The sequence below is a fragment of the Schaalia odontolytica genome, from assembly GCF_024584435.1.
In the GTDB taxonomy this organism is placed as follows: Bacteria; Actinomycetota; Actinomycetes; order Actinomycetales; family Actinomycetaceae; genus Pauljensenia.
Map to the genome: position 1 here is coordinate 70,716 of NZ_CP102197.1, position 21,526 is coordinate 92,241.

20 protein-coding genes and 1 pseudogene are annotated in these 21,526 nt (G+C 67.1%); 14 read left to right on the plus strand and 7 right to left on the minus strand.

What is annotated here, in order from left to right; translation table 11 throughout:
* The first annotated feature begins 30 nt into the window (after nt 1–30).
* Both NQK35_RS00330 and NQK35_RS00335 read left to right on the plus strand, forming a co-directional pair.
* Entirely contained in the window at nt 31–576 is a 546-nt protein-coding gene (locus tag NQK35_RS00330; protein ID WP_257114184.1) for a GNAT family N-acetyltransferase, read from the plus strand.
* 115 nt (nt 577–691) lie between these two features.
* Nucleotides 692–1,825, plus strand: a complete 1,134-nt coding sequence (locus NQK35_RS00335) for a glycosyltransferase (RefSeq protein ID WP_257114741.1) — start codon at nt 692–694, stop codon at nt 1,823–1,825.
* Between the two features lie 2 nt (nt 1,826–1,827).
* Here the strand turns inward: NQK35_RS00335 and NQK35_RS00340 are convergent.
* Nucleotides 1,828–2,463 (minus strand): annotated as a pseudogene (locus NQK35_RS00340) (TetR/AcrR family transcriptional regulator); the annotation flags it as partial.
* A gap of 99 nt (nt 2,464–2,562) precedes the next feature.
* Here NQK35_RS00340 and hemQ point away from each other — a divergent pair.
* Nucleotides 2,563–4,803 carry a hydrogen peroxide-dependent heme synthase gene (gene hemQ / locus NQK35_RS00345; protein WP_257114186.1) on the plus strand — a complete coding sequence of 747 codons (2,241 nt, stop codon included), beginning with the start codon at nt 2,563–2,565 and terminating at the stop codon, nt 4,801–4,803.
* A gap of 132 nt (nt 4,804–4,935) precedes the next feature.
* Here hemQ and NQK35_RS00350 read toward each other — a convergent pair whose 3' ends face one another.
* Nucleotides 4,936–5,943, minus strand: coding sequence for an alpha/beta hydrolase (locus tag NQK35_RS00350; protein ID WP_009212332.1), 1,008 nt, complete (start codon nt 5,941–5,943; stop codon nt 4,936–4,938).
* 208 nt (nt 5,944–6,151) lie between these two features.
* Here NQK35_RS00350 and NQK35_RS00355 point away from each other — a divergent pair, with 208 nt between their 5' ends.
* Together NQK35_RS00355 and arfB are read left to right on the plus strand one after the other, a co-directional pair.
* Nucleotides 6,152–6,751 (plus strand): uracil-DNA glycosylase family protein, encoded by a 600-nt coding sequence (locus tag NQK35_RS00355; RefSeq protein ID WP_257114187.1) that lies wholly within the window; start codon nt 6,152–6,154, stop codon nt 6,749–6,751.
* 38 nt (nt 6,752–6,789) lie between these two features.
* The gene (arfB, locus tag NQK35_RS00360) at nt 6,790–7,230 is read left to right on the plus strand and encodes an alternative ribosome rescue aminoacyl-tRNA hydrolase ArfB (protein ID WP_257114188.1); all 441 of its coding nucleotides are present in this window, start codon (nt 6,790–6,792) and stop codon (nt 7,228–7,230) included.
* Between the two features lie 21 nt (nt 7,231–7,251).
* On the opposite strand, the gene NQK35_RS00365 is transcribed toward arfB, so the two are convergent.
* Nucleotides 7,252–8,085 (minus strand): class I SAM-dependent methyltransferase, encoded by an 834-nt coding sequence (locus NQK35_RS00365; protein ID WP_257114189.1) that lies wholly within the window; start codon nt 8,083–8,085, stop codon nt 7,252–7,254.
* Nucleotides 8,086–8,225: 140 nt separating this feature from the next.
* Between NQK35_RS00365 and NQK35_RS00370 the strand changes: the two genes are divergently transcribed.
* The 4 genes from NQK35_RS00370 to NQK35_RS00385 all read left to right on the plus strand — a co-directional run bounded on the left by NQK35_RS00370 (nt 8,226) and on the right by NQK35_RS00385 (nt 10,695).
* A complete protein-coding gene (locus NQK35_RS00370) occupies nt 8,226–9,275 on the plus strand; it encodes a threonine aldolase family protein (RefSeq protein ID WP_257114190.1) in 1,050 nt (349 codons plus the stop codon).
* Nucleotides 9,276–9,380: 105 nt separating this feature from the next.
* Nucleotides 9,381–9,638, plus strand: a complete 258-nt coding sequence (locus NQK35_RS00375; protein ID WP_048724905.1) for a type II toxin-antitoxin system RelB/DinJ family antitoxin — start codon at nt 9,381–9,383, stop codon at nt 9,636–9,638.
* The gene (locus NQK35_RS00380; RefSeq protein ID WP_257114191.1) at nt 9,631–9,900 is read left to right on the plus strand and encodes a Txe/YoeB family addiction module toxin; all 270 of its coding nucleotides are present in this window, start codon (nt 9,631–9,633) and stop codon (nt 9,898–9,900) included. The genes NQK35_RS00375 and NQK35_RS00380 overlap by 8 nt, the downstream gene beginning before the upstream one ends.
* A 72-nt stretch (nt 9,901–9,972) precedes the next feature.
* Nucleotides 9,973–10,695 (plus strand): nitroreductase, encoded by a 723-nt coding sequence (locus tag NQK35_RS00385; RefSeq protein ID WP_257114192.1) that lies wholly within the window; start codon nt 9,973–9,975, stop codon nt 10,693–10,695.
* 2 nt (nt 10,696–10,697) lie between these two features.
* On the opposite strand, the gene NQK35_RS00390 is transcribed toward NQK35_RS00385, so the two are convergent.
* Nucleotides 10,698–10,955 (minus strand): type II toxin-antitoxin system RelE family toxin, encoded by a 258-nt coding sequence (locus NQK35_RS00390; RefSeq protein ID WP_257114742.1) that lies wholly within the window; start codon nt 10,953–10,955, stop codon nt 10,698–10,700.
* Between the two features lie 2 nt (nt 10,956–10,957).
* Nucleotides 10,958–11,221: a type II toxin-antitoxin system prevent-host-death family antitoxin gene (locus NQK35_RS00395; protein ID WP_048742660.1), complete on the minus strand. Its 264-nt coding sequence runs from the start codon at nt 11,219–11,221 to the stop codon at nt 10,958–10,960.
* A gap of 154 nt (nt 11,222–11,375) precedes the next feature.
* Here NQK35_RS00395 and NQK35_RS00400 point away from each other — a divergent pair, with 154 nt between their 5' ends.
* On the plus strand, nt 11,376–12,701 hold the full coding sequence (locus NQK35_RS00400; RefSeq protein WP_257114193.1) for a YkvI family membrane protein: 1,326 nt from the start codon (nt 11,376–11,378) through the stop codon (nt 12,699–12,701).
* Between the two features lies 1 nt (nt 12,702).
* Here NQK35_RS00400 and NQK35_RS00405 read toward each other — a convergent pair whose 3' ends face one another.
* A complete protein-coding gene (locus NQK35_RS00405; RefSeq protein WP_257114195.1) occupies nt 12,703–13,308 on the minus strand; it encodes a methylated-DNA--[protein]-cysteine S-methyltransferase in 606 nt (201 codons plus the stop codon).
* A gap of 154 nt (nt 13,309–13,462) precedes the next feature.
* Here NQK35_RS00405 and NQK35_RS00410 point away from each other — a divergent pair, with 154 nt between their 5' ends.
* On the plus strand, nt 13,463–15,451 hold the full coding sequence (locus NQK35_RS00410) for a cation:proton antiporter (RefSeq protein WP_257114196.1): 1,989 nt from the start codon (nt 13,463–13,465) through the stop codon (nt 15,449–15,451).
* Between the two features lie 68 nt (nt 15,452–15,519).
* Here the strand turns inward: NQK35_RS00410 and NQK35_RS00415 are convergent, their stop codons facing one another.
* On the minus strand, nt 15,520–16,092 hold the full coding sequence (locus tag NQK35_RS00415; RefSeq protein WP_257114197.1) for a GNAT family N-acetyltransferase: 573 nt from the start codon (nt 16,090–16,092) through the stop codon (nt 15,520–15,522).
* A 208-nt stretch (nt 16,093–16,300) separates the two neighbouring features.
* Here NQK35_RS00415 and NQK35_RS00420 point away from each other — a divergent pair, with 208 nt between their 5' ends.
* The 3 genes from NQK35_RS00420 to NQK35_RS00430 all read left to right on the plus strand — a co-directional run bounded on the left by NQK35_RS00420 (nt 16,301) and on the right by NQK35_RS00430 (nt 21,499).
* Complete coding sequence (locus tag NQK35_RS00420; protein ID WP_257114198.1) at nt 16,301–19,723, plus strand: ABC transporter ATP-binding protein/permease; 3,423 nt, start codon at nt 16,301–16,303, stop codon at nt 19,721–19,723.
* 217 nt (nt 19,724–19,940) lie between these two features.
* On the plus strand, nt 19,941–20,525 hold the full coding sequence (locus NQK35_RS00425; RefSeq protein ID WP_257114199.1) for a DJ-1 family glyoxalase III: 585 nt from the start codon (nt 19,941–19,943) through the stop codon (nt 20,523–20,525).
* Between the two features lie 62 nt (nt 20,526–20,587).
* Entirely contained in the window at nt 20,588–21,499 is a 912-nt protein-coding gene (locus NQK35_RS00430; protein ID WP_257114200.1) for a TatD family hydrolase, read from the plus strand.
* Nucleotides 21,500–21,526: the final 27 nt, after the last annotated feature.

A 21,526-nucleotide genomic window follows, 5' to 3' on the forward strand; every position in this document is an offset into this window, starting at 1 on the left:
CCAATTCCTAGGAAAATGAGGAGTCCGACAATGAGGTACGCCAAGACGGTGGTGTTGAAGGGCGGGGTGGAACTCCTGGTGAGGAACGCCGTCGCCTCGGACGCCCGCGTGCTGTGTGAGACGATGCAACGCACGCATGCGCAGACCGACTACCTGCTGTCCTACCCGGACGAGCAGAGCGTCGACGATGAACAAGAGGCCCGCTCCCTGGAAGAAACGGAACGCAGCGGCAATGAGGTTGAGCTCGTTGCCGTGATCGACGGGCGCATCGTTGGAAGTGCAGGAGTCTCAGCAGTGCGTAGTCGGCGCAAGGTTGCGCACCGGGCGCGTTGTGGGATCAGCATCCTCAAGGAGTACTGGGGGATGGGGATCGGCCGGGCGCTGATCGAAGCGAGCATTGACTGTGCTCGGCAGGCGGGCTACACCCAGCTTGAGCTCGAAGCGGTGGCGGACAACGAACGGGCGGTGTCCCTTTACCGTCGCGCAGGGTTCGAGGAATACGGGCGCAATCCCCGGGGGTACCGGTCCCCGTCTGCGGGCTACCAAGAACTCGTGTACATGAGGCTGGAACTGTAGCGCTCTGACGGGTGGCAGCCGGTTATGTGTCTAGCTTGAGGAGCCTAGCATTATGCGTGGGTACGCTGTGTTGTGAGTGTCGTACCCTTGACACGTGAAGCTTCTCGTCGTTCCCATGGTTGCGCGCTCGCGGATGGGTGGGCCGTGGTCGCGTGCGAAGCGCGTCGCCCGCGCCTTCCGGGATGGCGGCCATGAGGTCACGCTCGCGTGGGGAGATGACGGCAACTGTTTCGATCCGGGCAGCCCAACGCTCGAGATTCCAGTGCCCTCGCCTCTCGGCCTGCCAGACGCCATTGCGCGCCACACCTTCCCCCTTGCCTCGCGCCTCGGCCTCATGGGCCGTAAGCCCGTGCGCAGCTTCGAGGAGGTCCTCTGGCTGACCGGTGCCCTCGATGAACGCTACACGCACGCCGCCGTCGAGATCCTCCGCACGCACATGCGAGCCGCGCGCCCCGACGTCGTCTACTCGGAGTTCAACCTCGCCGCCATCATCGCCGCCCGCGCCGAGGGCATCCCCTGCGTGGGCAGCGGCTCGCAGCCGACGACCGCCTCCTACGCTTCCAACCCGCGCAAATCCGTGGGAATTCGACGCCTGCTGCGCGAGATGGGAATGCCCGCCCCGGCCTCGTCCCTGTCGATCCTTGAAGGGATGGCACGCCGCTTCATCCCCAGTGGCCCGACCCTGGAACCGCGTGCGGGGGAGCGGGCCGTCTACTGCGGTTTCCTGGACGAGCCGCCCGCACTGACGCCGACGCCTCGCGATTGCGTCCTCATCTACCTCGGGGCGGGTAGCGTCCCCGCGGGCGTGGCCGTGCGCGCCGGGCGAGAACTCGCCGAGGCGCTGAGCTGCGACGTCTACGTCGCGGGCGTGTCCGAGGCCATCCACGCTGTGGGGGACCAGGAAGTGACCTGCGCGCCCCGTTTCGACGTCGCTGAGCTCCTGCCGCGCGCCCACGTCTTCGTTCACCATGGCGGGCAAAACTCGGTGATGGACGCCCTGTCCTATGAAGTCCCACAGGTCATCGTCCCGGGTCGCGTCTTTGAGCGTCAAATCAACGCCGAGGCCGTGGAAAACGCGCGCTGTGGCCTGACCGTACGCGAGCCCAAGCCGACGCTTATCGCGCGCGCCGCCCGCACCCTCGTCGATGAGCCCGCCCTGACCTCAGGGATCCGAGTGGTGCGCGCGGAGCTCTGCGCGCTCGGCGGCGGCGCACGCATCGTGCGCGAGGTCGAGGAACTGGTCGGCTAACCTCAGTTCCAGCCGCGCAGGATCGCCTCCAGGCCTCGTTCGAACTGAGCGGTGAAGTCGTAGCGACCGTCCAGGAGATCCTCGATGAGCGGGCGCAGCGCCTGCGCGTCCTCGGGATCGAGTGCGGCGCTCGCGGCCGACAGGTCGGCGGGCTGCTCGGGCGAGCCGCCCACGGGCGGAACGACCTCGGCGGCGACGAAGGCCGTCGTGTAGATCGAGACCGCATTGACCAGCCCCAGCATGTCTGCATTCGGTGTGAAACCGCGCCAGGCTAGCGTCACGAACACGCGCGCCAGGAGCGACAGCTGCTCGGGCGTCGACATCGGGCGCGTGAGCAGCAGCATGACCGCGCCCGGGTGGGAGCGCAGCGTGGAGGCCAGGCAATGCGCGTAGGTGCGCATGTAGATCAACAGGGGCGAGGCTGGGGTGTCCTCGGTCGGCTCACTCGCCGTGGGCGTGGGTGTCGATTCGGGGTCGAACGCCCCGGTATCTACTCGGCCTAGGAAGGACTCGAAAGTGAGGCGCCAGACCTGCTCGGCAATGCCCTCCAGGAGCGCCGCCTTGTCTGGGAAATGACGATAAAAAGCGGCCTGGGAGACGCCGAGGCGTTTTCCCAAGGACCGCAGAGACAAAGCGCTGAATTCACGAGTTTTTCTGACAATCTGTCGCTGCGTGGGGAAGGGAAGCGGCCCTACACTGTCTGCGCGAGGCCTGAAGGAGGACTGAAAGTGCCAGGTATGGATACCTACGACGCGATCATGCTGCTGTCCTACGGTGGCCCGAACGGCGAGGAAGACGTTCTGCCCTTCATGCGCAACGCCACGCGCGGTCGCGGAATCCCGGACGAGCGCCTGCTCCAGGTCGCCGCGCACTACAAGCGCTTCGGCGGAGTCTCGCCCATCAATGCCTGCAACCAGCGCCTCATCGCCAACTTGTCCGCGGAGCTTGCCAGGCGCGGGCATGACATCCCCGTCGGGTGGGGAAACCGCAACTGGCATCCCTTTGTTGCCGAAGGCCTTGACGAGCTCGCCCAGGCGGGCGCCCGACGCATCCTCGTCCTGCCCACCTCCGCCTACGCCTCGTACTCGGGGTGTCGTCAATACCGCGAAGACCTCGCCGAGGCCGCGCAGGCCCTGCGCGAGAAGTGGGGGACGATCGTACTGGGCGGCGAGGACAGCGCCGACAACCCGCATGCCGACATCATCCTGGACAAGGTCCGCCCCTACTACTCGACCCCCGGCATGGCGCGCGCGCAGATCACCTCCATCCGGCGTTCGTGGGAGGCTCTGACGGCGCGTGGCCTCGATACCTCGGGTATTCGCCTGATCTTCGTCACCCACTCCATCCCCGTCAGCATGGAAGCAGGCTCCTCGCCCTTCCCCTTCCGTCCCTCGATCGGCGAGGCCCCCGCGCCCGAGAGCGATCGCGCCGAGCAGCAGGGGAGTGGGGCCTCGTCGAGCGCGGGAACCCCCGCCACCGAAGTCAGCTACGTCGCCCAGCATCACGCCCTCATCCAGGCGATCATGCCTGAGCTGCGGCGCGTCCTGGGGCGTGCGGATCTTGGCTACGACCTCGTCTACTGCTCGCGATCAGGGCCCCCGCAGGCACGTTGGCTCGAGCCGGACATCAACGACTTCCTCGAGGAGATCGCCGATGGTGGATCGGATGAGGCGGCGGGGAACTCCTCGGACACGAGACCGCTCAGCGGCGTCGTGGTCGTCCCCATCGGGTTCATCTGCGACCACATGGAGGTCGTCTACGACCTCGACACCGAGGCGCGAGAGACCGCCGCGCGGCTTGGCATCCCCTACGAGCGCGCCGACACCGTCTCCACCGACCCGGACTTCGTGTCCTCCCTGGTCGACGTGCTCGAAGAGCGCGCGGCCCAGGCGCGAGGCGAGAACCCCGAGCACGTCACCGTGACGGGCACCGGCCCCTTCCACACCGTCTGCCCGAGCAACTGCTGCCTCTCGCTCGCGCGCCCCGGCCACCCGTCACCCGGCGTCGGGGGTGCTCATCCCGGCGCGGTAACCACCCCTCATTCTTCCGGCGCGCCCACCCGAGCCGCCGGCCAACCCGACACAACTCAGGAGAAATCCATGTCTGCTCAGCGCCCCCATGCCGTATCGCCCGATCAGAATCCCGACAATCCCGGACACCCGGCAGGAGTGCCGGACCGCGTCGGTGAGCACGCCGCGCGCCACCAGGCCCGCCACGCGGGCACCGAGGCGACGCCCCACTCGCATGCCGCGCACGCCCGCGTCACCGACCCGCGCGACGCGACGGACGTTGACTTCGACGAGGTCAACAACAAGCAGCACTACGCGCTCTACTCCGTGTTCGCGCTCGGTGAGTCCCTGCCCGCCGACGATGGCGAGCGCGGTCGCGTCATCGCCGAGTCCCTGGACTACGTGAAGGGCGCGGGCGCGGAAATCCGCGGCTTCTACGACGTGTCGGGCTTCCGCGCCGAGGCGGACCTGATGGTGTGGTGGCTCGACGACGATCCCGAGGTCCTGCAGGACGCCTACCACCGGCTGCGCGCCTGCGCGCTCGGTAAGTTCCTGGATCCCGTGTGGTCCTGCATGGGCCTGCACACCCCCGCCGAGTTCAACAAGCGCCACATTCCCGCCTGCTTCGGCGGCGTCGCGCCTCGCGATTGGGCCATGGTCTACCCCTTCGTGCGTTCCTACGACTGGTACCTGAAGGCCCCCGACGAGCGCGCCCGCATCATGGCCGAACACGGCCGCAACGGCTTCTCCCAGTACCCGGACGTCAAGGGCTCGACCCTGTCGGCCTTCGGCTTCTCCGACTACGAGTGGGTGCTGGCATTCGAGGCGGACTCGCTGGATCGCCTGGAGGGGGTCATGCACGCGCAGCGCTACACCGAGGCGCGCCTGTACGTGCGCGAGGACACCCCTTTCTTCACCGGTCCCCGCGTGAGCCTCGGCGAGTGGGCCGAGCGCCAGCCCCGGGGGTAAGGCCCCTTATCTGAGAGCTGGCCCCGGCCTCGCCGATGCCCAGCGTGACGGACCCCGGCGGTCATGTGACGATGCGGTGGCACGTGACAAAACGCGCCTTGTTCGTTCTAGGCCTGGGGGAGGAGGTTCGTTCTAGGCCTGGGGGAGGAGCCGGGGCAGGTCGTGGGCGACCTGGTTTTGGATGGACGCCATGGAGTGGTCCTCGCCCTCGTCAATCCACAGCTGCAGGCTGCCCGGTGTCATCAGGTCCGGGTAGTCAAGCTGGAGCTGCTCGAGCTGGGGACTCATGTCCCACAGGGCGGGGTCGTCGGACCCGACCGACGCGAGGATCCGGAAGTCCTGGGCGCCATAGTCCGCGCGCTCGGCGCCCGCGGCGATCAGGTGCGCGATCTGGTCGATGTCGGCGTCCGTCTCGCGCCCGATCCACGACTCGCCGGCCATTGGCATGTAGCCGTAGAAGTACTGCGGCCTCATGGAAAAGACATCCCACGTTGTCGTGGCGCCCATCGAGAAACCGCCGAAGGCGCGGTGGGTGCGGGAATCCTGCAGGGACTGGTCCGAGGTGTCGCCTCCCGCGTAGGTCGCGTACCTCGACTCGACGGCGTCGATGATCGTGTCGATCTCGGTGGTCGCGAAGAAGCGGTTGAGTTCGTAGTCGTCCTCGTAATCGTCGCCCGCGAAGGAGCGATCCGGGTAGTAGGTCGCAAAGACGACGAGGGTGGGGCTCAGCTGGCCCGATGCCGTCAATTCGTCGACGACGGGGACGACCCCTTCGGCGAGCCCAGCCGCGCTACCCTGCCAGCCGTGCGTGAGGTAGACGACGTTGGCGGGGGTGTCGGGAGAGTAGGTCGGGGGAACGTAGACGTAGGCTTCCTTATCGTAGGTCACGCCCCGATAGGCCTGCTGGTAGGCAACCGTATTGACGGAGCCGTTCAGCTGAGACGTCATGTCGGTGAAGGCGGCCACGATCGACAGGGAGCTGTCGTCCTCATAGACAATGGGCGACGGGTCCGGCTGACCGGCCGCCTCGCCCCCGCCCGTGTAGGCCGCGAGGCCTGCCAGGCTCAGGAGGGATACGGCCAGCGTCGCCCCGACCAGGGGCGCCGCGCGCAGCGATGACCTCAGAAACCTGATGCTCATCGTTCGTTTCCCATGCGCGCCGCGCTCGTTACCTTCATGGCATCCACTGTAGTTCTCGTTCGCCGGCAGGTGCTAATGGGTGTGGGATGTCCCGCCTTTATCGGGTGCCATCCCGTCATTGGGGTTCCCCGGAGGCTTGCGATGCTTCACTGCCTTGCCTCGGCGGCGCCACTCTCGGGAGGAGCTCGGTGGTGCCTATCATGGGTGCATGACACCCGAGATCACCGACCCCGCCATCCGCGCGATCGCCGAGGCCATCGCGGCGGACCCGGCCAACGCCTCGTACACGACGCGAGGCGTGGAACCGCTGTTCTACGCGGGTCCCGAGTGCCGCATCATGGTCGTTGGCCAGGCGCCCGGGCGTGTCGCCGAGGAAACCGGCATCGTATGGAACGACCGCAGCGGCGATCGGCTGCGCGACTGGATGGGCATTGACCGTGAGACCTTCTACTCCTCGGGCAAACTCGCGATCGTCCCCATGGACTTTTACTTCCCGGGCACCGGCAAGAGCGGAGATCTGCCCCCGCGCAGGGACTTCGCCGACAAATGGCACCCGCGCCTGCTCTCTCTCATGCCCCGCCTCGACATGACCATCCTCGTTGGCGCCTACGCGACCAGGCGATACCTGCACCTGCCCTCGTCGGCCTCCCTCACCGAGACGGTGCGCCGCTACCGCGACTACCTTCCCACCTACTTCCCGCTGGTCCACCCCTCGCCGCGCAACCAGATGTGGATGAAGAAGAATCCCTGGTTCGCCGCCACCGTGCTCCCCGACCTCAAGGAGAGGGTCGCCGCCCTACTCGCCTGACGAGGCCGGGGCGGGACGCGTGGTGCACACTGGAACGCATGGACGATCTGCGCATCCCTCCCGGGCCTGGCTGCCCGCGCGGCCTCGTCGTGCCCGCGGGGGAGCTGATCGAGCGCTTTTCCCATGCCTCGGGCCCGGGTGGGCAGGGCGTCAATACGGCGGACTCGCGCGTGCAGCTGAGTCTGGACCTGGGCTCGACGACCGCCCTGAACGACAAGCAGCGCGAGCGTGCCCTGTCTGTTCTGGGGGAACGCCTGACGGGAACCAACCTCACGATCACCGCAGCCGAGCACCGCTCCCAGCGCCGCAACCGGGGTGCGGCGCGCGAGCGCCTCGCCCAGGTCCTGCGCGCGGCCCTCACCCCGCCCACCCCCAGGCGCGCCACGAAGCCGACGCGAGGCTCGAAGCTGCGCCGCCTCGCGCAGAAGAGGAAACGTTCCGAGGTCAAGGCGCGCAGGCGCCGCCCCGACGCGGACTAAGAAGAACGAGGCCGGGGTTGGCTACGTCCACGCGCTCCCGTCGGTGTGCCAGCCGATGAACGTCCAGGTCACGGGGAGCCGGTAGTCGAGCGTCCAGTGCTCCGCCGCTGCGCCGTCACCGGCCGAATGCGGCGCGCGCACGACGTGATCGGAGGCGTAGGCATCGAAGAGCCTGGCCTCGCGCGCCGTCAGCTCTTCGGGCCCGGCCAGGCGCCGCAGGTCGGAGCGGGCCTCGTCGAAGGAGGAGAATCGCATCGGGCGATACGTCCTCGTCGTTGCATAGACGGGGACCCTGCCCATGGCGGCGAGCGCCCGCCCCACGTCCCGGACGACACGCGGGGACCGCGCGGCACGTCCCAGGTAGGTGAGCAGTCGCGGGTCGCGGGAGGGCAGGAGACTTGCCGGGACAACGACCGCGGCCTTCGACCGCGCGGCCGAATCGAGCTTGCGCACGCTGGAAGGCACGTCACCGCTCATCAGGGAACGCGAGGCGAAGGCGACGTCAACGCTGTTGACGCCCAGCCCGGCCGCCTCCCAGTCGTCCTCCCACGCCAGGAGGTGGGAGGAGACGGGCAGCTTCTCCGTGGCCGCGCGCTCGTCGAGAATGGCCAGCATAGCCTCGGCAAAGTCGCATCCGTGGACGCGGTGCCCGGCGCGGGCGAGGGGAACGGCGAGCGTGCCCGTTGCGCAGCCCATGTCGAGGACCTCCTCGCCCTCTTCGAGCGCGAGCAGCTCCATGAGCCAGCGCTCGTAGTCGCCGGTCGCGCCTCGCGTGAACGTCGCGGCCCGCTTGTTCCAATAGGCCTGCGAGTCGCGGTTGATCGCATCCGTCTGTTCGCCGTGCGTGGTCGGCATTCCTTAATGCCCTCACTTTCGTGTCGGAAAGCCCGGCAGCTTCGCCCGGCTTACGTCAGGATAGTCCGTGTGCTTGAGCGGCAACAGATGTTCATGATGTAACGGGAACTATCTGTCCTGCCTCGTGGAATAATGGCCGCGTGAATTCTTCCCTCACGCAGCCCAACTTCTCCAGCGACTACCAGGAGGGCGCGCACGCCCGGGTGCTCGACGCCCTCGTCGCCACCAACATGGAACAATCCAGTGGCTACGGCACCGACGAGCACTGCGAGCGCGCCCGCGACCTGATTCGCGAGGCCTGCGCCGCCCCCGACGCCGACGTGTACTTCCTGGTGGGCGGCACCCAGACGAACGCGACCGTCATCGACGCGATCCTCCTTCCCTGGCAGGGCGTCATTGCCCCCAACACCGGCCACATCAACATGCACGAGGCCGGAATCGTTGAGCGTGGCGGCCACAAGATTCTGGACGTTCCCGCCGTTGACGGCAAGATCAACGCAGCCGACGTTGAGCGCATCTGTTCGGCGTGGGAGGGTGACGGCGCGCGCGACCACATGATCGCCCCCGCCCTCGCCTACATCTCCCAGCCCACCGAGTACGGAACCCTGTACACGCGCCGCGAACTAGAGGAGCTCTCGCGCGTGTGCCGCGAGCGTGACCTGAAGCTCTTCGTGGACGGCGCCCGCCTGGCCTACGCGCTGGCTTCCCCGGCCAACGACGTCACGTTGGCCGACCTGGCCAGGCTCACCGACGTGTTCTACATCGGAGGAACCAAGTGCGGCGCCCTCTTCGGCGAGGCGGTCGTCATCCCGACCCGGGGCTCGATCCGCCAATTCGTCACCCAGATGAAGCAGCACGGGGCGCTCCTGGCCAAGGGGCGTCTCCTCGGCGTCCAGTTCGAGGCGCTCTTCGAGGACGACCTGTACCTCAGGATCGGTACCCCTGCCGTGGAAGCGACCGCGAGAATCCGCGGCGCCCTGCGGCAGGCGGGCTACGTCGTGACCATGAATTCGCCGACGAACCTGACCTTCGTGGCCCTCGACCAGGCCGGGCACGAGAGGCTGTCGCGCAAGGTCCGATACGGAATCTGGGAGACGCTGCCCGACGGGCGCCTGCTCGCCCGTCTCGGCACCTCCTGGGCGACCCCCGACACCGACGTTGCGGCTTTCGAGGAGGCCCTGGCCCGGTAAGGGCGTCACTCATATCCTCCGCAGGTGGAGTGCGTTGATAACAGGTTCATCATGCTGCTACCCTGCTATTGTTTAGCTATCAATCTGCTATTGTGGAGGTGTTGCATGGCGACCGCTACGGTGACTGTTCGACTCGACGCTGAGGATAAGGCTGCGATGGAGCGCGCCTGCAAGGAAATGGGGCTCTCGATGAATACCGCGTTCACGATCTTTGCGAAGAAGGTGGCGCGGGAACAGCGGATTCCCTTCGTTGTGGAGGTTGATGGCTTTTACTCGCGCGCCAACCTCGCTCATCTTGACCGCGGTATCGCGGAGCTGGAAGCCGGGCGTGGTGTGTCGCGAGGGTTGATCGAGGATGCGTGACCTCGTCTGGGCCTCCGAGGCCTGGGAGGACTATCTGTGGTGGCAGACTCAGGACCGAAAGACCCTGAAGCGCATCAACGCACTACTGCGTGATATTGCCAGGAATGGGCAAGGCGCTGGAATTGGTAAGGCTGAACCGTTGAAGGGGCGTTACTCGGGGTGGTGGTCGCGTCGTATTGACGGGGCGAATCGTCTTGTCTATCGCGTGCGCGATGATCGAGTCGAGATTGTTTCTTGTCGCACTCACGACGGGGATCACTAGCCTGCTCAGCGGAAGCCATCCAGTGGGCGGGCCGGGTAGATCGGGGGAGTGGAGGCGGGTTAGCCTGGGAGCATGACGCTCGACGACGAGACCAACGAATTCGCTGCCCTGACCGCTTCGCGCCGCTCCACGCGCGCCTTTACGGACCAGGAGATCCCCGCCGAGGTCCTCGACGCGATCCTCGCCGACGCGACGACCGCGCCCAGCTGGTCCAACACCCGCGCGTTCCGCCTGGCCCTGGCTACCGGCGAGCGCGCCCAGCGCCTGCGCGAACACTACGGGCGCCTCTTCGACGAGGAGGTTGAGGCGCTCGCCCGCAAGAGCGCGGACCCGGAGGTGCCGGTCCCGCTGCCGGACGGCGACTACCCGGTGCGCAAGCGCTACCCGGAGGAGGTGCGCCCCGCCCAGATCGAGGTCGCGAAGCGTCTCTACGGGATCTACGGCGTCGAGCGCGGCGACATCGAGGGGCGCAACCGGGTGAACCGCCGCAACGTCGTGGCCTTCGACGCGCCCGTCATGGGCTTCGTGTTCGTCCACGAGGACATGCTCCCGTGGAGCGCGATGGACGCCGGCCTCATGCTCCAGACCCTGTTCCTCTCGGCGAAGTCTCGCGGAGTGGACTCCTGCCCGGTCGGCATCCTGGCCACCTGGCGCGAGCCCGTGGACGCCGAGTTCGAGATTCCCGAGCACTATCGTTTCATCACTGGTTTCGCGCTCGGTTATGCGGATCCTGAGGCGCCGATCAACGCGATGAAGGCCCCGCGTCCGCCGATCCAGCTCCTTGATGGCAAGTGATGCTACGAGCGGCAGACCTCGCGGCGGTGTGCGACGCGCACGACGGTCACGACGAGGATGTCGTCTTCGATTGAGTAGATGATCCGGTAGTCGCCGACGCGGATGCGCCACGCGTTCTCCGTGCTCGCGAGCTTCTTGACACCATCGGGGCGAGGGGAGTGGGCGAGCAATTCGATGGCGTCCAGCAGGCGGGCGCGCACCGGGCGGTCCAGCTTGCGTACCTGGCGCGCCGCCGCCGATGTGAATTCGACGCGGTACATCGTCACGCGTCGAGTTCAGCGCGCAGGTCGGCCAGGCTCACGCGCTGCCCGTCGTCGTTGCGTACTGCCTCTCGGAAGGCCGCGAGATCGCGTTCGTCTTCTAGCTCTTCTAGGGCCAACAGGTCGTCGACGCCGATCACGATCGCCGTGAGGCGGCCGTTCTTCGTCACTCCGATACGTTCGCCGCCGTAGGAGGCTCGCCCGAGGACGTCGGAGAGGTTTGCGCGCAGCTCGCGAGTCGACAGCGTCGTAGCAAGTGTGTTCATAGTGGCATTTTAGTACATTGTGTACACGTTTGTGTTTGAATGAGCCCTACTGAGCGTGAACAATCCCCCACGGGCGTTCCCATCCCCACACGAAGCATCTACGGTGGACAAGAGGCCTCGGCCTACTGAACGTGTTCGCAACCGGAAGGACCCCATGTCTACGAAGTACCTCTCAGTCGCCTTCGCCTACGTCGGAGTCATCATCGGCGCCGGGCTGGCGAGCGGCCAAGACCTGCTTCAATACTTCCTGTCCTTCGGTTCGATCGGCTTTGTTGGAATCGTCGGCGTCGGCCTGCTGAACGTGCTCTTCGGGGGCATCGCCCTGCAGCTCGGCTCCTACTACCGCTCCGACAACCACGACGAGGTCTTCGAGAGGATCGCTCACCCGGCGCTGCGACGCGTCATCGACGTGGTTCTCGTCTTCTCCGGATTCGCCATGGGCTTCGTGATGCTCGCCGGCGCGGGCGCGAACCTCGAGCAGCAGTTCGGGATGCCCGCGTGGGCCGGCAGCGTCCTGTGTGCGGTGCTCGTGGTCCTCACGGCCTTCCTGGACTTCGACCGCATCATGAAGGTCATCGGCGTGTTCACCCCCATGATCGTCCTCGCCATCACCGTCCTGACGGTCTACGCGCTGGCTCGCCCCCACCCCGGCCTCGCCGAGCTCGACGCCATCGCCAGCCGCGTCCCCCCGGCCCTGCCGAACCTGTGGCTCTCCACGATCAACTACTTCGCGCTGTGCGTCGTCGGCGGCATCGCCATGGCCTTCGTCCTGGGCGGCTCGGTGCTGCGCATCGGCGAGGCAAGGCGCGCCGGGCGAGTCGGCGGCATCATCATCGCCCTGGTGGTCGGGGCCGACGCCCTTGCCCTGTACCTGAACCTGGACCGCGTCTGGGACGTGAACGTCCCGGCCCTGGAGATCGCGCGCTCGATTCACCCGGCCTTCGCCTTCGCCTACACGCTCATCATCTTCGCGCTCATCTACAACACCGTGTTCTCCCTGTTCTATTCGACGGCGCGCCGCTTCTCGGGCGGATCAACGACGCGCATGCGCCTGGTCCTCGTGGGGGTTGTTGCCCTCGGCTATGCGGCCTCGTTCATGGGCTTCAAAAGGCTCGTCGGAGCGATGTACCCGATCATCGGATACCTGGGAATCGCCCTCCTGGGGGTCCTGGTCTTCGGGTGGATCAGGCAGCGCTCGTCCGTGGCACGCGAGGAGAATCTGCGGCGCAAGCTCATTCGCCTGCTCGTGCGCAAGCACGCCGACGAGCTGGAGTACACGGACGAGCACCGCGCCCAGGCGCGCACCCTCGCCCGCGCCTCCGTCGTCAACGGCGTGGAACTGAGGCGGGACGCTGGATCGATCGCCGAGGAGATCGTCGTCACCCAGGACGATGCGGCGGCCTACGTGAGCGCCGCCCTACCCGTCGACGAGGCCCTGGTCGCCGAGGCCATCCAGGAGGGCGACCGGGTGAGCACCTGAGTCAGTTCACCGACGAGGCCGTCGCCGCCTCGTGCGCGAGCAGCCAGGCTTTCGCGCTGCCTCCCGCTGCGTAGCCGCTCGGGCCGTCTGCCGCCACGACCCGGTGGCACGGGCGGATGAGGAGCAGGGGATTGCGCCCGAGTGCGCCGCCGACCGCTTGCGCGGAGGCGGGAACACCTGCCTCGTGCAGCTGCGCGACGATCTGCCCGTACGTGCGTGTCGCGCCGTAGGGGATAGAGTCCATCGCCTCCCACACGCGCTGTTGAAAGTCGGTGCCCGCACTCGCGAGGGGGACGGTCGCGGGGGAGGGAGCCTCGCCCGCGAAATAGTCGTCCAGCCACGAGGCAGTCGCCCGAAGAGCGCGCGCATTGGCCTCGTCCCAACGGGCCTGCGTGATCGCTATGCCCCGATCCTCGCGCGAGGTCAGATCGCCAGCCAAGCGTGCTGAGGCCTCGTCGATGCCGACGGGGCGACCGAAAAAGCGCTGCCCGGCCACCCATAATCCAACGAGCGCGCCGCCGCGCGCGGCTAGCGTGAGGCGCCCGATGGGGGAGTCGTAGGTGGCGAGCGCCGGATCAGAACTGCTCGGGGTGATCTCGGTAGGCATACGCCCACACTGTCACGTGGGCGACGAAGCCGCCAGTGGACGGCTCGGCGACCACGGCGCGAGACAAGCGTCGCCCCTGCCGAATGGGGCCGCCATCCCGTTGGGTCCATGAGATCGACAGGCTCCCCGGCGGCGCCGACAGTAAAATCGACCCGTGGATCCCCTTTTCATCGCCCTGTCCGGAATGCTCATCATTGTGGCGTGCCAATTCGTCGCGCCCAAGGTGCGCGTGGCATCCCCCCTGATCCTCCTGGCGGTCGGACTGGCGATCGGTTTCCTGCCCCAGGTGGGGGCCATCGAAGTCGAGCCGCACATCATCCTGGAGATGGTTCTCCCCCCGCTTCTCTTCTCCGCCGCCGTGCGCATGCCGACGATGGACTTTCGCCGCGAGATGCAGGCCGTCGCGATGCTCGCGATCCCCCTCGTCTTCCTCTCGGCATTCGCGGTCGGATTCGTGATTCACTGGCTGGTTCCGGCCGTCTCCCTGCCGTGGGGGGTGGCCCTGGGCGCGGTCCTGTCCCCAACCGACGCCGTCGCCGTGTCGATCGCGAAACGCAGCGGCGTCTCCCACCGGATCGTCACGGTGCTTGAGGGGGAGGGGCTTTTCAACGACGCGACGTCCCTCGTGCTCCTGTCGGCCGCGATGAGCGCCGGCCTGGCCGCCGACTCCCACGCCCTCAACCCGGGCCTCCTGATCGGCAAGGTTGCCCTCGCGCTGGGCATCGCAACGGTCATCGGCCTCGTGGTGGGTGAGCTGGGGGTGCGCGTCCGCTCCTTCATCAAGGAGCCATCCTCGGACACCGTCTTCTCCTTCGTCATGCCCTTCATCGCCTCGATCCCCGCCGAACACGTCGGAGGTTCCGGCCTGGTCGCTGCGGTTATCGCCGGGCTGGTCGTCTCCCGCAGGCGCGCGAGCGCCATCTCCGCGACCAACAGGCGCTTCTCGCAGCACAACTGGCAGACGATGACGCTGGTCCTCGAAGGCGGCATCTTCCTCACGATGGGCCTGCAGGCCTTCGGCATCGTCGAAGAGGCCAGCGCCGTGGGCGGAGGCCTCGGCTTCGCGGCCTTCCTCGCCGTCGCCCTGGGGGCCCTGATCATGGTGATCCGCGCCCTGTTCATCGCCCTCATGCTGGCATGGCTGGACCACCGCCGTCAGCACCGCCAGCGGCGCTTCGACGCCGAGGCCGAGCGCATCGACTACTTCGAGCAACGCATGAACGAGGCGTGCGCGGTCGATGGGGACATGCTCGAGGCTCGCAACCTCAGCCCCGAGCAGTGGGGACTCGCCCTCGAACGCTTCCGCCGTCGGCTATCGCGCCGCGAGCGCCGCAACGCGCTGCGAGCCACGGACCTGGACTATTTTGCCAACGAACCCCTGGGGCCGCGCGAGGGCAGCGTGATCGTGTGGGCGGGCATGCGCGGGGCCATTACCCTGGCGGCCGCCCAGACGATCTCCTCTCACGCGCCGCTGCGCGGGTACCTGCTGACCATCGCCCTGTTCATTGCCGCCGGATCCCTCATCATCCAGGGGTTGACCCTGCCGGGAGTGATCCGCGTGGCCAAGCCGCAGATGGCCTCGGGTGACATCCCCGAGGAGGAGCGTGCGAAGCTCCTGAAGGTCATGGGCTCCGCCCTGGTGGACACCGCCCTCGCTCAGGCGATCCACGAGGTGGACGGCCAGACGCTCCTGTCCGCGGGGGTTTCGCGGACGCTGTCGCGGATCGGGCACGCGGTGTCCCATGACGGCGCCAGCGACGGCGATCGGATCGCCCGCACCGCCGACCGTGTCCTGAGCGACATCCTCCAGGATGTCGGCGCACCGGAAGGCGAAACGCACGAGGGCTTGCGCCCGCGGTGCGACGACGAGACGGATGAGACCGTCGGCGAGACGAGAGAAACCGGCGAGCAACACGGCGATCACGCCCGCGGCACCGTCGACATGAGCGGGGAGGACGTCGAGCGTTCCTTCACGCGCGAGCAGATCCGCGAGCTCGCCCTGGAGGCCATTCACGCCCAGCGCGAGGCGCTGCTGGGAGCACGCGACGCGGGTATCTTCTCTTCCGCTGCGCTGGAGGATGCGCTCGCGCGCCTGGACTACGAGGAGATCCTCCTGGTGTCCGGGCACGGCCAGGAACACTGACGCGACGGGGATGCGAGGACCGACAGCGGCGCCGGGCGCGGTGACGGCCCGGAGGTCGGCGTGCCCGATCAGCCGATGGTCACCCGCGAGAAGTAGGCGGGGTCGTCTGTCGCGGAGTTGAGCGCCTCCTCGAGGCGCTCGGGGGAGACGAGGCCTTGGCGCGCCAGGACCCGGTAGGTCTGGTCTGCCTCGTGGGTGAGCATGTTCGTCACCGTAAAGCCATTGCGCTCATAGAACGCCAGGCGACGCACCCGCTGCTGGTAGTTGGGGGCCTCGCGCGTGACGGGCTCGATCTCCAGCAGCTGGGGGATGCCGGGATAGCGTTGAGCGACATGCGTGAGGATCCGCGACCCGTAGCCCGCGCCGCGCGTACGTGCGTCGACCGCGAGGAAACCCAGGTAGAACAGGTCGGGGAAGGCGAGGGAGAAGGTGAGGGCGACGACGCGGTCGGCGCCTGCCTCGCCCGCGGGCAGGGACGCATCCGTCCACGCGTCGAAGGACACCCCGGGCTTGCGGGCGGCTCGCAGGAGATCGCACATCGTGATCTGTTCCTCGGGCGGGAAGGAACGCTCGTAGATCTGCCGGATCTTGTCGCGAATCGGTCCCTCGTCGGGCACGGGCAGGGAAACGAGGTCTGTCATGGGATAACTGTAGCCGCCGGCGTCCTCTGCTCCTGCTCAAGCGGGACGCAGAGCCTCGGTAAGGTTTCGGGCACATCAGGGGATACGGCGGGGCAGTCAGGGAACAATAGGGGTGCGATCAGGGGTCACTGTGAGAGAGCGCTGTGTTGTGCGCACTGCTCCTCGGCTAGGCTGGCAGGGCACAGAGAAACGCGAGTAAGGATGAAGCGTGCTTGAGCTCACAGGGATCGTCAAGGCATATGAGACCGCCAACCTGGTGCAGGTCGCACTCAACAAGGTCTCGGTTGCCTTCCGCGACAACGAGTTCGTGGCCATCCTGGGCCAGTCCGGTTCGGGCAAGACCACGATGCTCAACGTCATCGGCGGCCTGGATCGCTTCCAGAGTGGCGACCTCGTCATCGATGGGATCTCGACGAAGAACTACAAGGCCCGCGACTGGGATGCCTACCGCAACAACCGTATCGGCTTCGTCTTCCAGTCCTACAACCTGATCCCGCACCAGAGCGTCCTGTCGAACGTTGAGCTCGCGCTCACTCTCTCGGGCGTGTCTCGTTCGGAGCGTCGCTCCCGGGCGTTGGAGGCCCTGGAACGCGTGGGCTTGAAGGACCACGTCCACAAGAAGCCCTCGCAGATGTCGGGCGGCCAGATGCAGCGCGTTGCCATCGCCCGCGCCCTCATCAACGATCCCGAAATCCTGCTCGCCGACGAGCCCACGGGTGCCCTCGACTCCAAGACCAGCGTCCAGGTCATGGACCTCCTGCGCGACGTCGCCCGCGACCGCCTGGTCATCATGGTGACCCACAACCCCGAGCTCGCTCACCAGTACGCGACGCGCATCGTCGAACTGGCCGACGGCTCCATCGTCGCCGATTCCGCGCCTTTTGTCCCCACCGAGCAGGACCGGCGCGCCGCGAAACCCGTGCGCCGCACGTCGATGGGATTCCTCACCGCCCTGTCCCTGTCGTTCAACAACCTGATGACCAAGAAGGGGCGCACGCTGATGACCTCGTTCGCGGGGTCCATCGGCATCATCGGCATCGCCGCGATCCTGGCGCTGGCCAACGGGACCAACGCCTATATCGCCAAGACCGAGGAGGAGACCCTGGGGTCCTACCCCTTGACGATCCAGAAGAGCGGCCTCGACATGACCGCCGCGCTGGCCGGGGCGAGCTCCGAGTCCAAGACCTCCAAGGCGGCGCCGGACGGCAAGGTCGGCGTGTCCCAAATGCGGACCTTCGCGGACTCGATTCGCGACGCGAAGACCAACGACCTGGCCTCGCTCAAGACCTTCCTCGACAACAACGGCGGCGGGATCGACTCGATGGTCAACGCGGTCGAGTACGACTACGACGTCGTCCCCCAGATCTTCCAATCGGACACCTCCAAGTCGACCGTGCAGGTTAGCCCCGACCAGTCGATGAAACAGATGGAGACCGGCTTCGGCGCCGGTTCCTTCTCCTCCATGATGCAAACGAACGCGTTCTACCAGATGCCCGCCGCATCCTCGCTGTACACCGCCGCCTACGACGTGGTCGCCGGTTCCTGGCCGACCGGCGCCAACCAGGTGGTCCTCGTCCTTGACGAGGACGGCAACCTCTCGAACCTCTTCGAATACACGCTGGGCCTGAAGGACCACAAGGAATTCGATGACCTGATGCGCTCGTACTACCAGGGCGCGCTCGGCGGCAAGACGCAGTCCGGTGCCCAGTCGGTAGCCCAGTCGGGTGCAAACAGCACGGCGTACGACTACTCCACGATCCTGGGCACCACCTTCCGCCGCATCAACGCCTTCGACAAGTACACGTGGGACGAGACCTACAAGGTGTGGACCGACCGCTCCAACGACACCGACTACATGAAGAAGCTCGTGGACGGCGGCCAGCAGCTGACCATCTCGGGCATCGTGAAGCCCAACTCCACGAAGGGAGGCGCGCTGCGTCAGGGCATCGCCTACACGCCGGCGTTGACCTACCAGATCATCGAGGAGGCGGCCGCCAGCCCGATCGTCAAGGCCCAGCGCGCCAAGCCCGACGTCGACGTCTTCACGGGCAAGACCTTCAAGGAACTGGCCGACAACCAGAAGAGCCAGTCCGGAGGCTTCGACATGTCCTCCCTGTTCACCGTGGACGAGCAGAAGCTACAGGCCGCATTCCAGATGGATCCGTCGAAGCTCCAGATGGACCTGTCCGGCATGGATTTCTCCGGTATGGACCTGTCCGGACTCGACTTTTCCAACTTGGACATGTCCGGCATGGACCTGTCCAACCTCGACCTGTCCGCCCTCGCTCCGGCCCCGGGCATGCAGTCGGGATTGCAGTCGGGTGCCGGCTTTGACCTGTCCGCCCTCAACCTCGGTGACCTGAGCAAGCAGCTGCCCCAGCTGGCCAATGTTGACTTCCCGACCATCATCCGCTCGGCTCTGGCCGACGGGGCAGTCAAGGAAGGCGCTGCAGACTACCTGAGCGCCCAGGCCACGCGGATCGCCCAGGGCTTCCAGGATTACGCGCGCCGCCAGATTGAGCAGGGAGGAACCACTGACTTCGCGACCCTTGCGGCGTCTTACTTCTCCCAGCCCGAGGTTATCGAGCAGCTGCGTCAGGCCGTCTCCTCGGACCAGGTGGTCGACTCCGACAAGCTGAGCGCCAACCTTATGAAGGCGCTTGGAAACGACCCGGCTCTGGCCAAGATCGGTACCGAGGTGTCCGCTCAGGTCATGAACGCGATCTCCTCTCAGATCGCGGCGCAGCTGGGAGGCACCCTCACGCGGGGCGTTGGTGCGGCGATCGGCCAGGTCATGCAGGAGGCCATGACGAGCGCGATGACCTCCATGATGACCCAGCTCTCCGGCGCGATCGGCGAGCAGATGAGCACGGTCATGGAACAGTTCGCCACCAACATGTCCAGTGCCTTCGCGATCGACCCGAACGCCTTCGCCGAGGCATTCCAGTCCAACGTCGACGAGAAGTCCCTTGCCGCCCTCATGGCGACCATGTTCTCGTCGAACGTGCCGACACTGGACACGAACCTGAAGACCCTCGGATGGGCGGACATCTCCTCGCCCTCGAACGTGTCGATCTACCCCAAGTCCTTCGCGGATAAGGACAAGGTCAAGGCCGTGCTGGACTCCTACAACGCCGACAAGAAGGCCGCCGGTGAGACGGGGAAGGTCATCACCTACTCCGACGTCATGGGCTCACTCATGAGCTCGGTGACCAACATCGTCAACATCATCTCCTGGCTGTTGATCGCCTTCGTGTCCATCTCGCTCATCGTGTCCTCGATCATGATCGCGATCATCACCTACATCTCGGTCCTCGAGCGTCGCAAGGAGATCGGTATCCTGCGTTCGATCGGTGCCTCGAAGGGGGACGTGTCCCGGGTCTTCAATGCCGAAACCGTGATCGAGGGGTTGCTCGCCGGCCTGATCGGCGTGGGCGTGACCTATGGGCTGTGCGCCATCGCCAACGCGGTGGTCAAGGCGTCCTTCGAGGTGGAGAACATCGCTCAGCTCTCTGCGCTCACCGCGGCGATCCTCATCGCGGTGTCCGTCCTCCTCACGGTCATTGCGGGCATCATTCCCGCGGCCAGGGCATCCCGCCAGGATCCCGTTGAGGCGCTGCGCTCGGAGTGAGCCTGTAGCCGTGGGTGTGGGGCGGGGGATCCCGTTCCGCACCCGCGCCCCGCGCGGATGCCACGCTGACCCCGCAGATTGTTGGCGTGGCGGGAGCCGCACCCACGCCCCGCGCGGACGCCACCGCCCGGATCGAGGACGCCCTCGGCGCGTCCGCGCCGCGCCCTGCGCTAGGCTGGATGTAACGCCTACGCAAGGCCCTAGGAAAAGAGGAACCATGCCCACACCCGACAAGCTCGCCACCGACGCCGCCGTCGCCATCATGCTCGCGGAGGGTTTTGAAGAGGTCGAGGCCCTGGCCGTCGCCGACGTCCTCTACCGCGCCGGGATACGCGCCGACCTCATCTCGGTGACCGACGCCCGGCACGTCACGAGCTCCCACGGCATCCGAGTGGTCGCCGACCGCATGCTCGAGGACACGGACCTGAGCACCTACGAGCTGCTCTTCCTACCCGGCGGGATGCCGGGAACCCTGGGCCTCAAGGCGACACCGGCGATCCAGGAAGAGGTGCTGCGGCGCGCCGACGCCGGGCAGCTCATCGCGGCGATCTGCGCGGCCCCCTCGATCCTCGCCGAACTCGGCGTGTTGGATGGGCGCCACGCCACCGCCAATCCAGCCTTCGTCAAGGCGATCGCCGGCGGCGGCGCCATCGTCCACGAGAACCCCGTCGTCGTCGACGAGGCCGTGATCACCAGCCGTGGAGCCGGGACCTCCCTGGATCTCGGTCTCGAAATCGTGCGGGTGCTCCTCGGGGACGCGGCGGTCGACGAGGTCTCCCGGGCCATCGTGCGCTCCCGTTGAGAGACGCGGGACTCGTCTCCTGACGCACCCATCCGATCGACCCGAAAGGAAGGTCAGCCCGCATGAGTCGGCGCAAGCCTCGTACCTGGCCCGACGCTCCCGCCCCGCTGGCGGCTCCCGTCGTCGACAACCACACCCACCTGCCCACCCACGTCGGGCAGATTCCCCGCGCGGACGGCGTGTGTCTCTCCCTGGAGGAACAGCTGGAACGTGCCCGCGCTGTCGGCGTGAACGCCGTGATCTCGAGCGCGTGCGAGCTGCCGGACTTCGATCCCATGCTGGCCCTCGCTCGCTCCCACGCGGGCGTGCGCGTCGCCCTGGCGATCCACCCCAACGAGGCCGCCCTGCACGCCGGCTGCACCGAGGCCTCGCCCGACGGGCTGACCCCGCAGGCGCGCGACCACCACGTTCCCCTCGTCGAGGCTCTTGCGGCGGTTGAGTCCCGCCTGGGTGACCCGATGGTCGTCGCGGTGGGAGAGAGCGGCCTCGACTACTTCCGCACCGCCGAACCCGGGCGAGAGGCGCAGAAGGAGTCCTTCCGAGTCCACATCGACATGGCTCGCCGGGCGGGTCTGCCCCTGCAGATTCACGATCGCGACGCCCACGAGGACACCCTCGAGATCCTGGAGCAGAGCGCCGAGCGAGATCAGCGCATCGTGTTCCATTGCTTCTCGGGTGACGCGCAGATGGCCGCCCGGCTCGCCGAACGCGGCTGGTATGCCTCCTTCGCCGGGCCGATCACCTACCCCGCCAACGACGATGCGCGCCTGGCGCTGGCGGCCATGCCTCGCGAGCTCGTCCTGGTCGAAACCGACGCGCCCTACCTGACACCCGCCCCGTGGCGCGGCAGCCCCAACGCCTCCTACGTGATGGCACACACCGTGCGGTTCATCGCGGGCCTGTGGGGAATCGGTGAGGAGGAAGCGTGCGACCAGCTGAGGGCGAACACCGAGGCCGTCTACGGTTCCTGGTGAGGCGTTGGCGCCTCGCGCGGGGGTGAG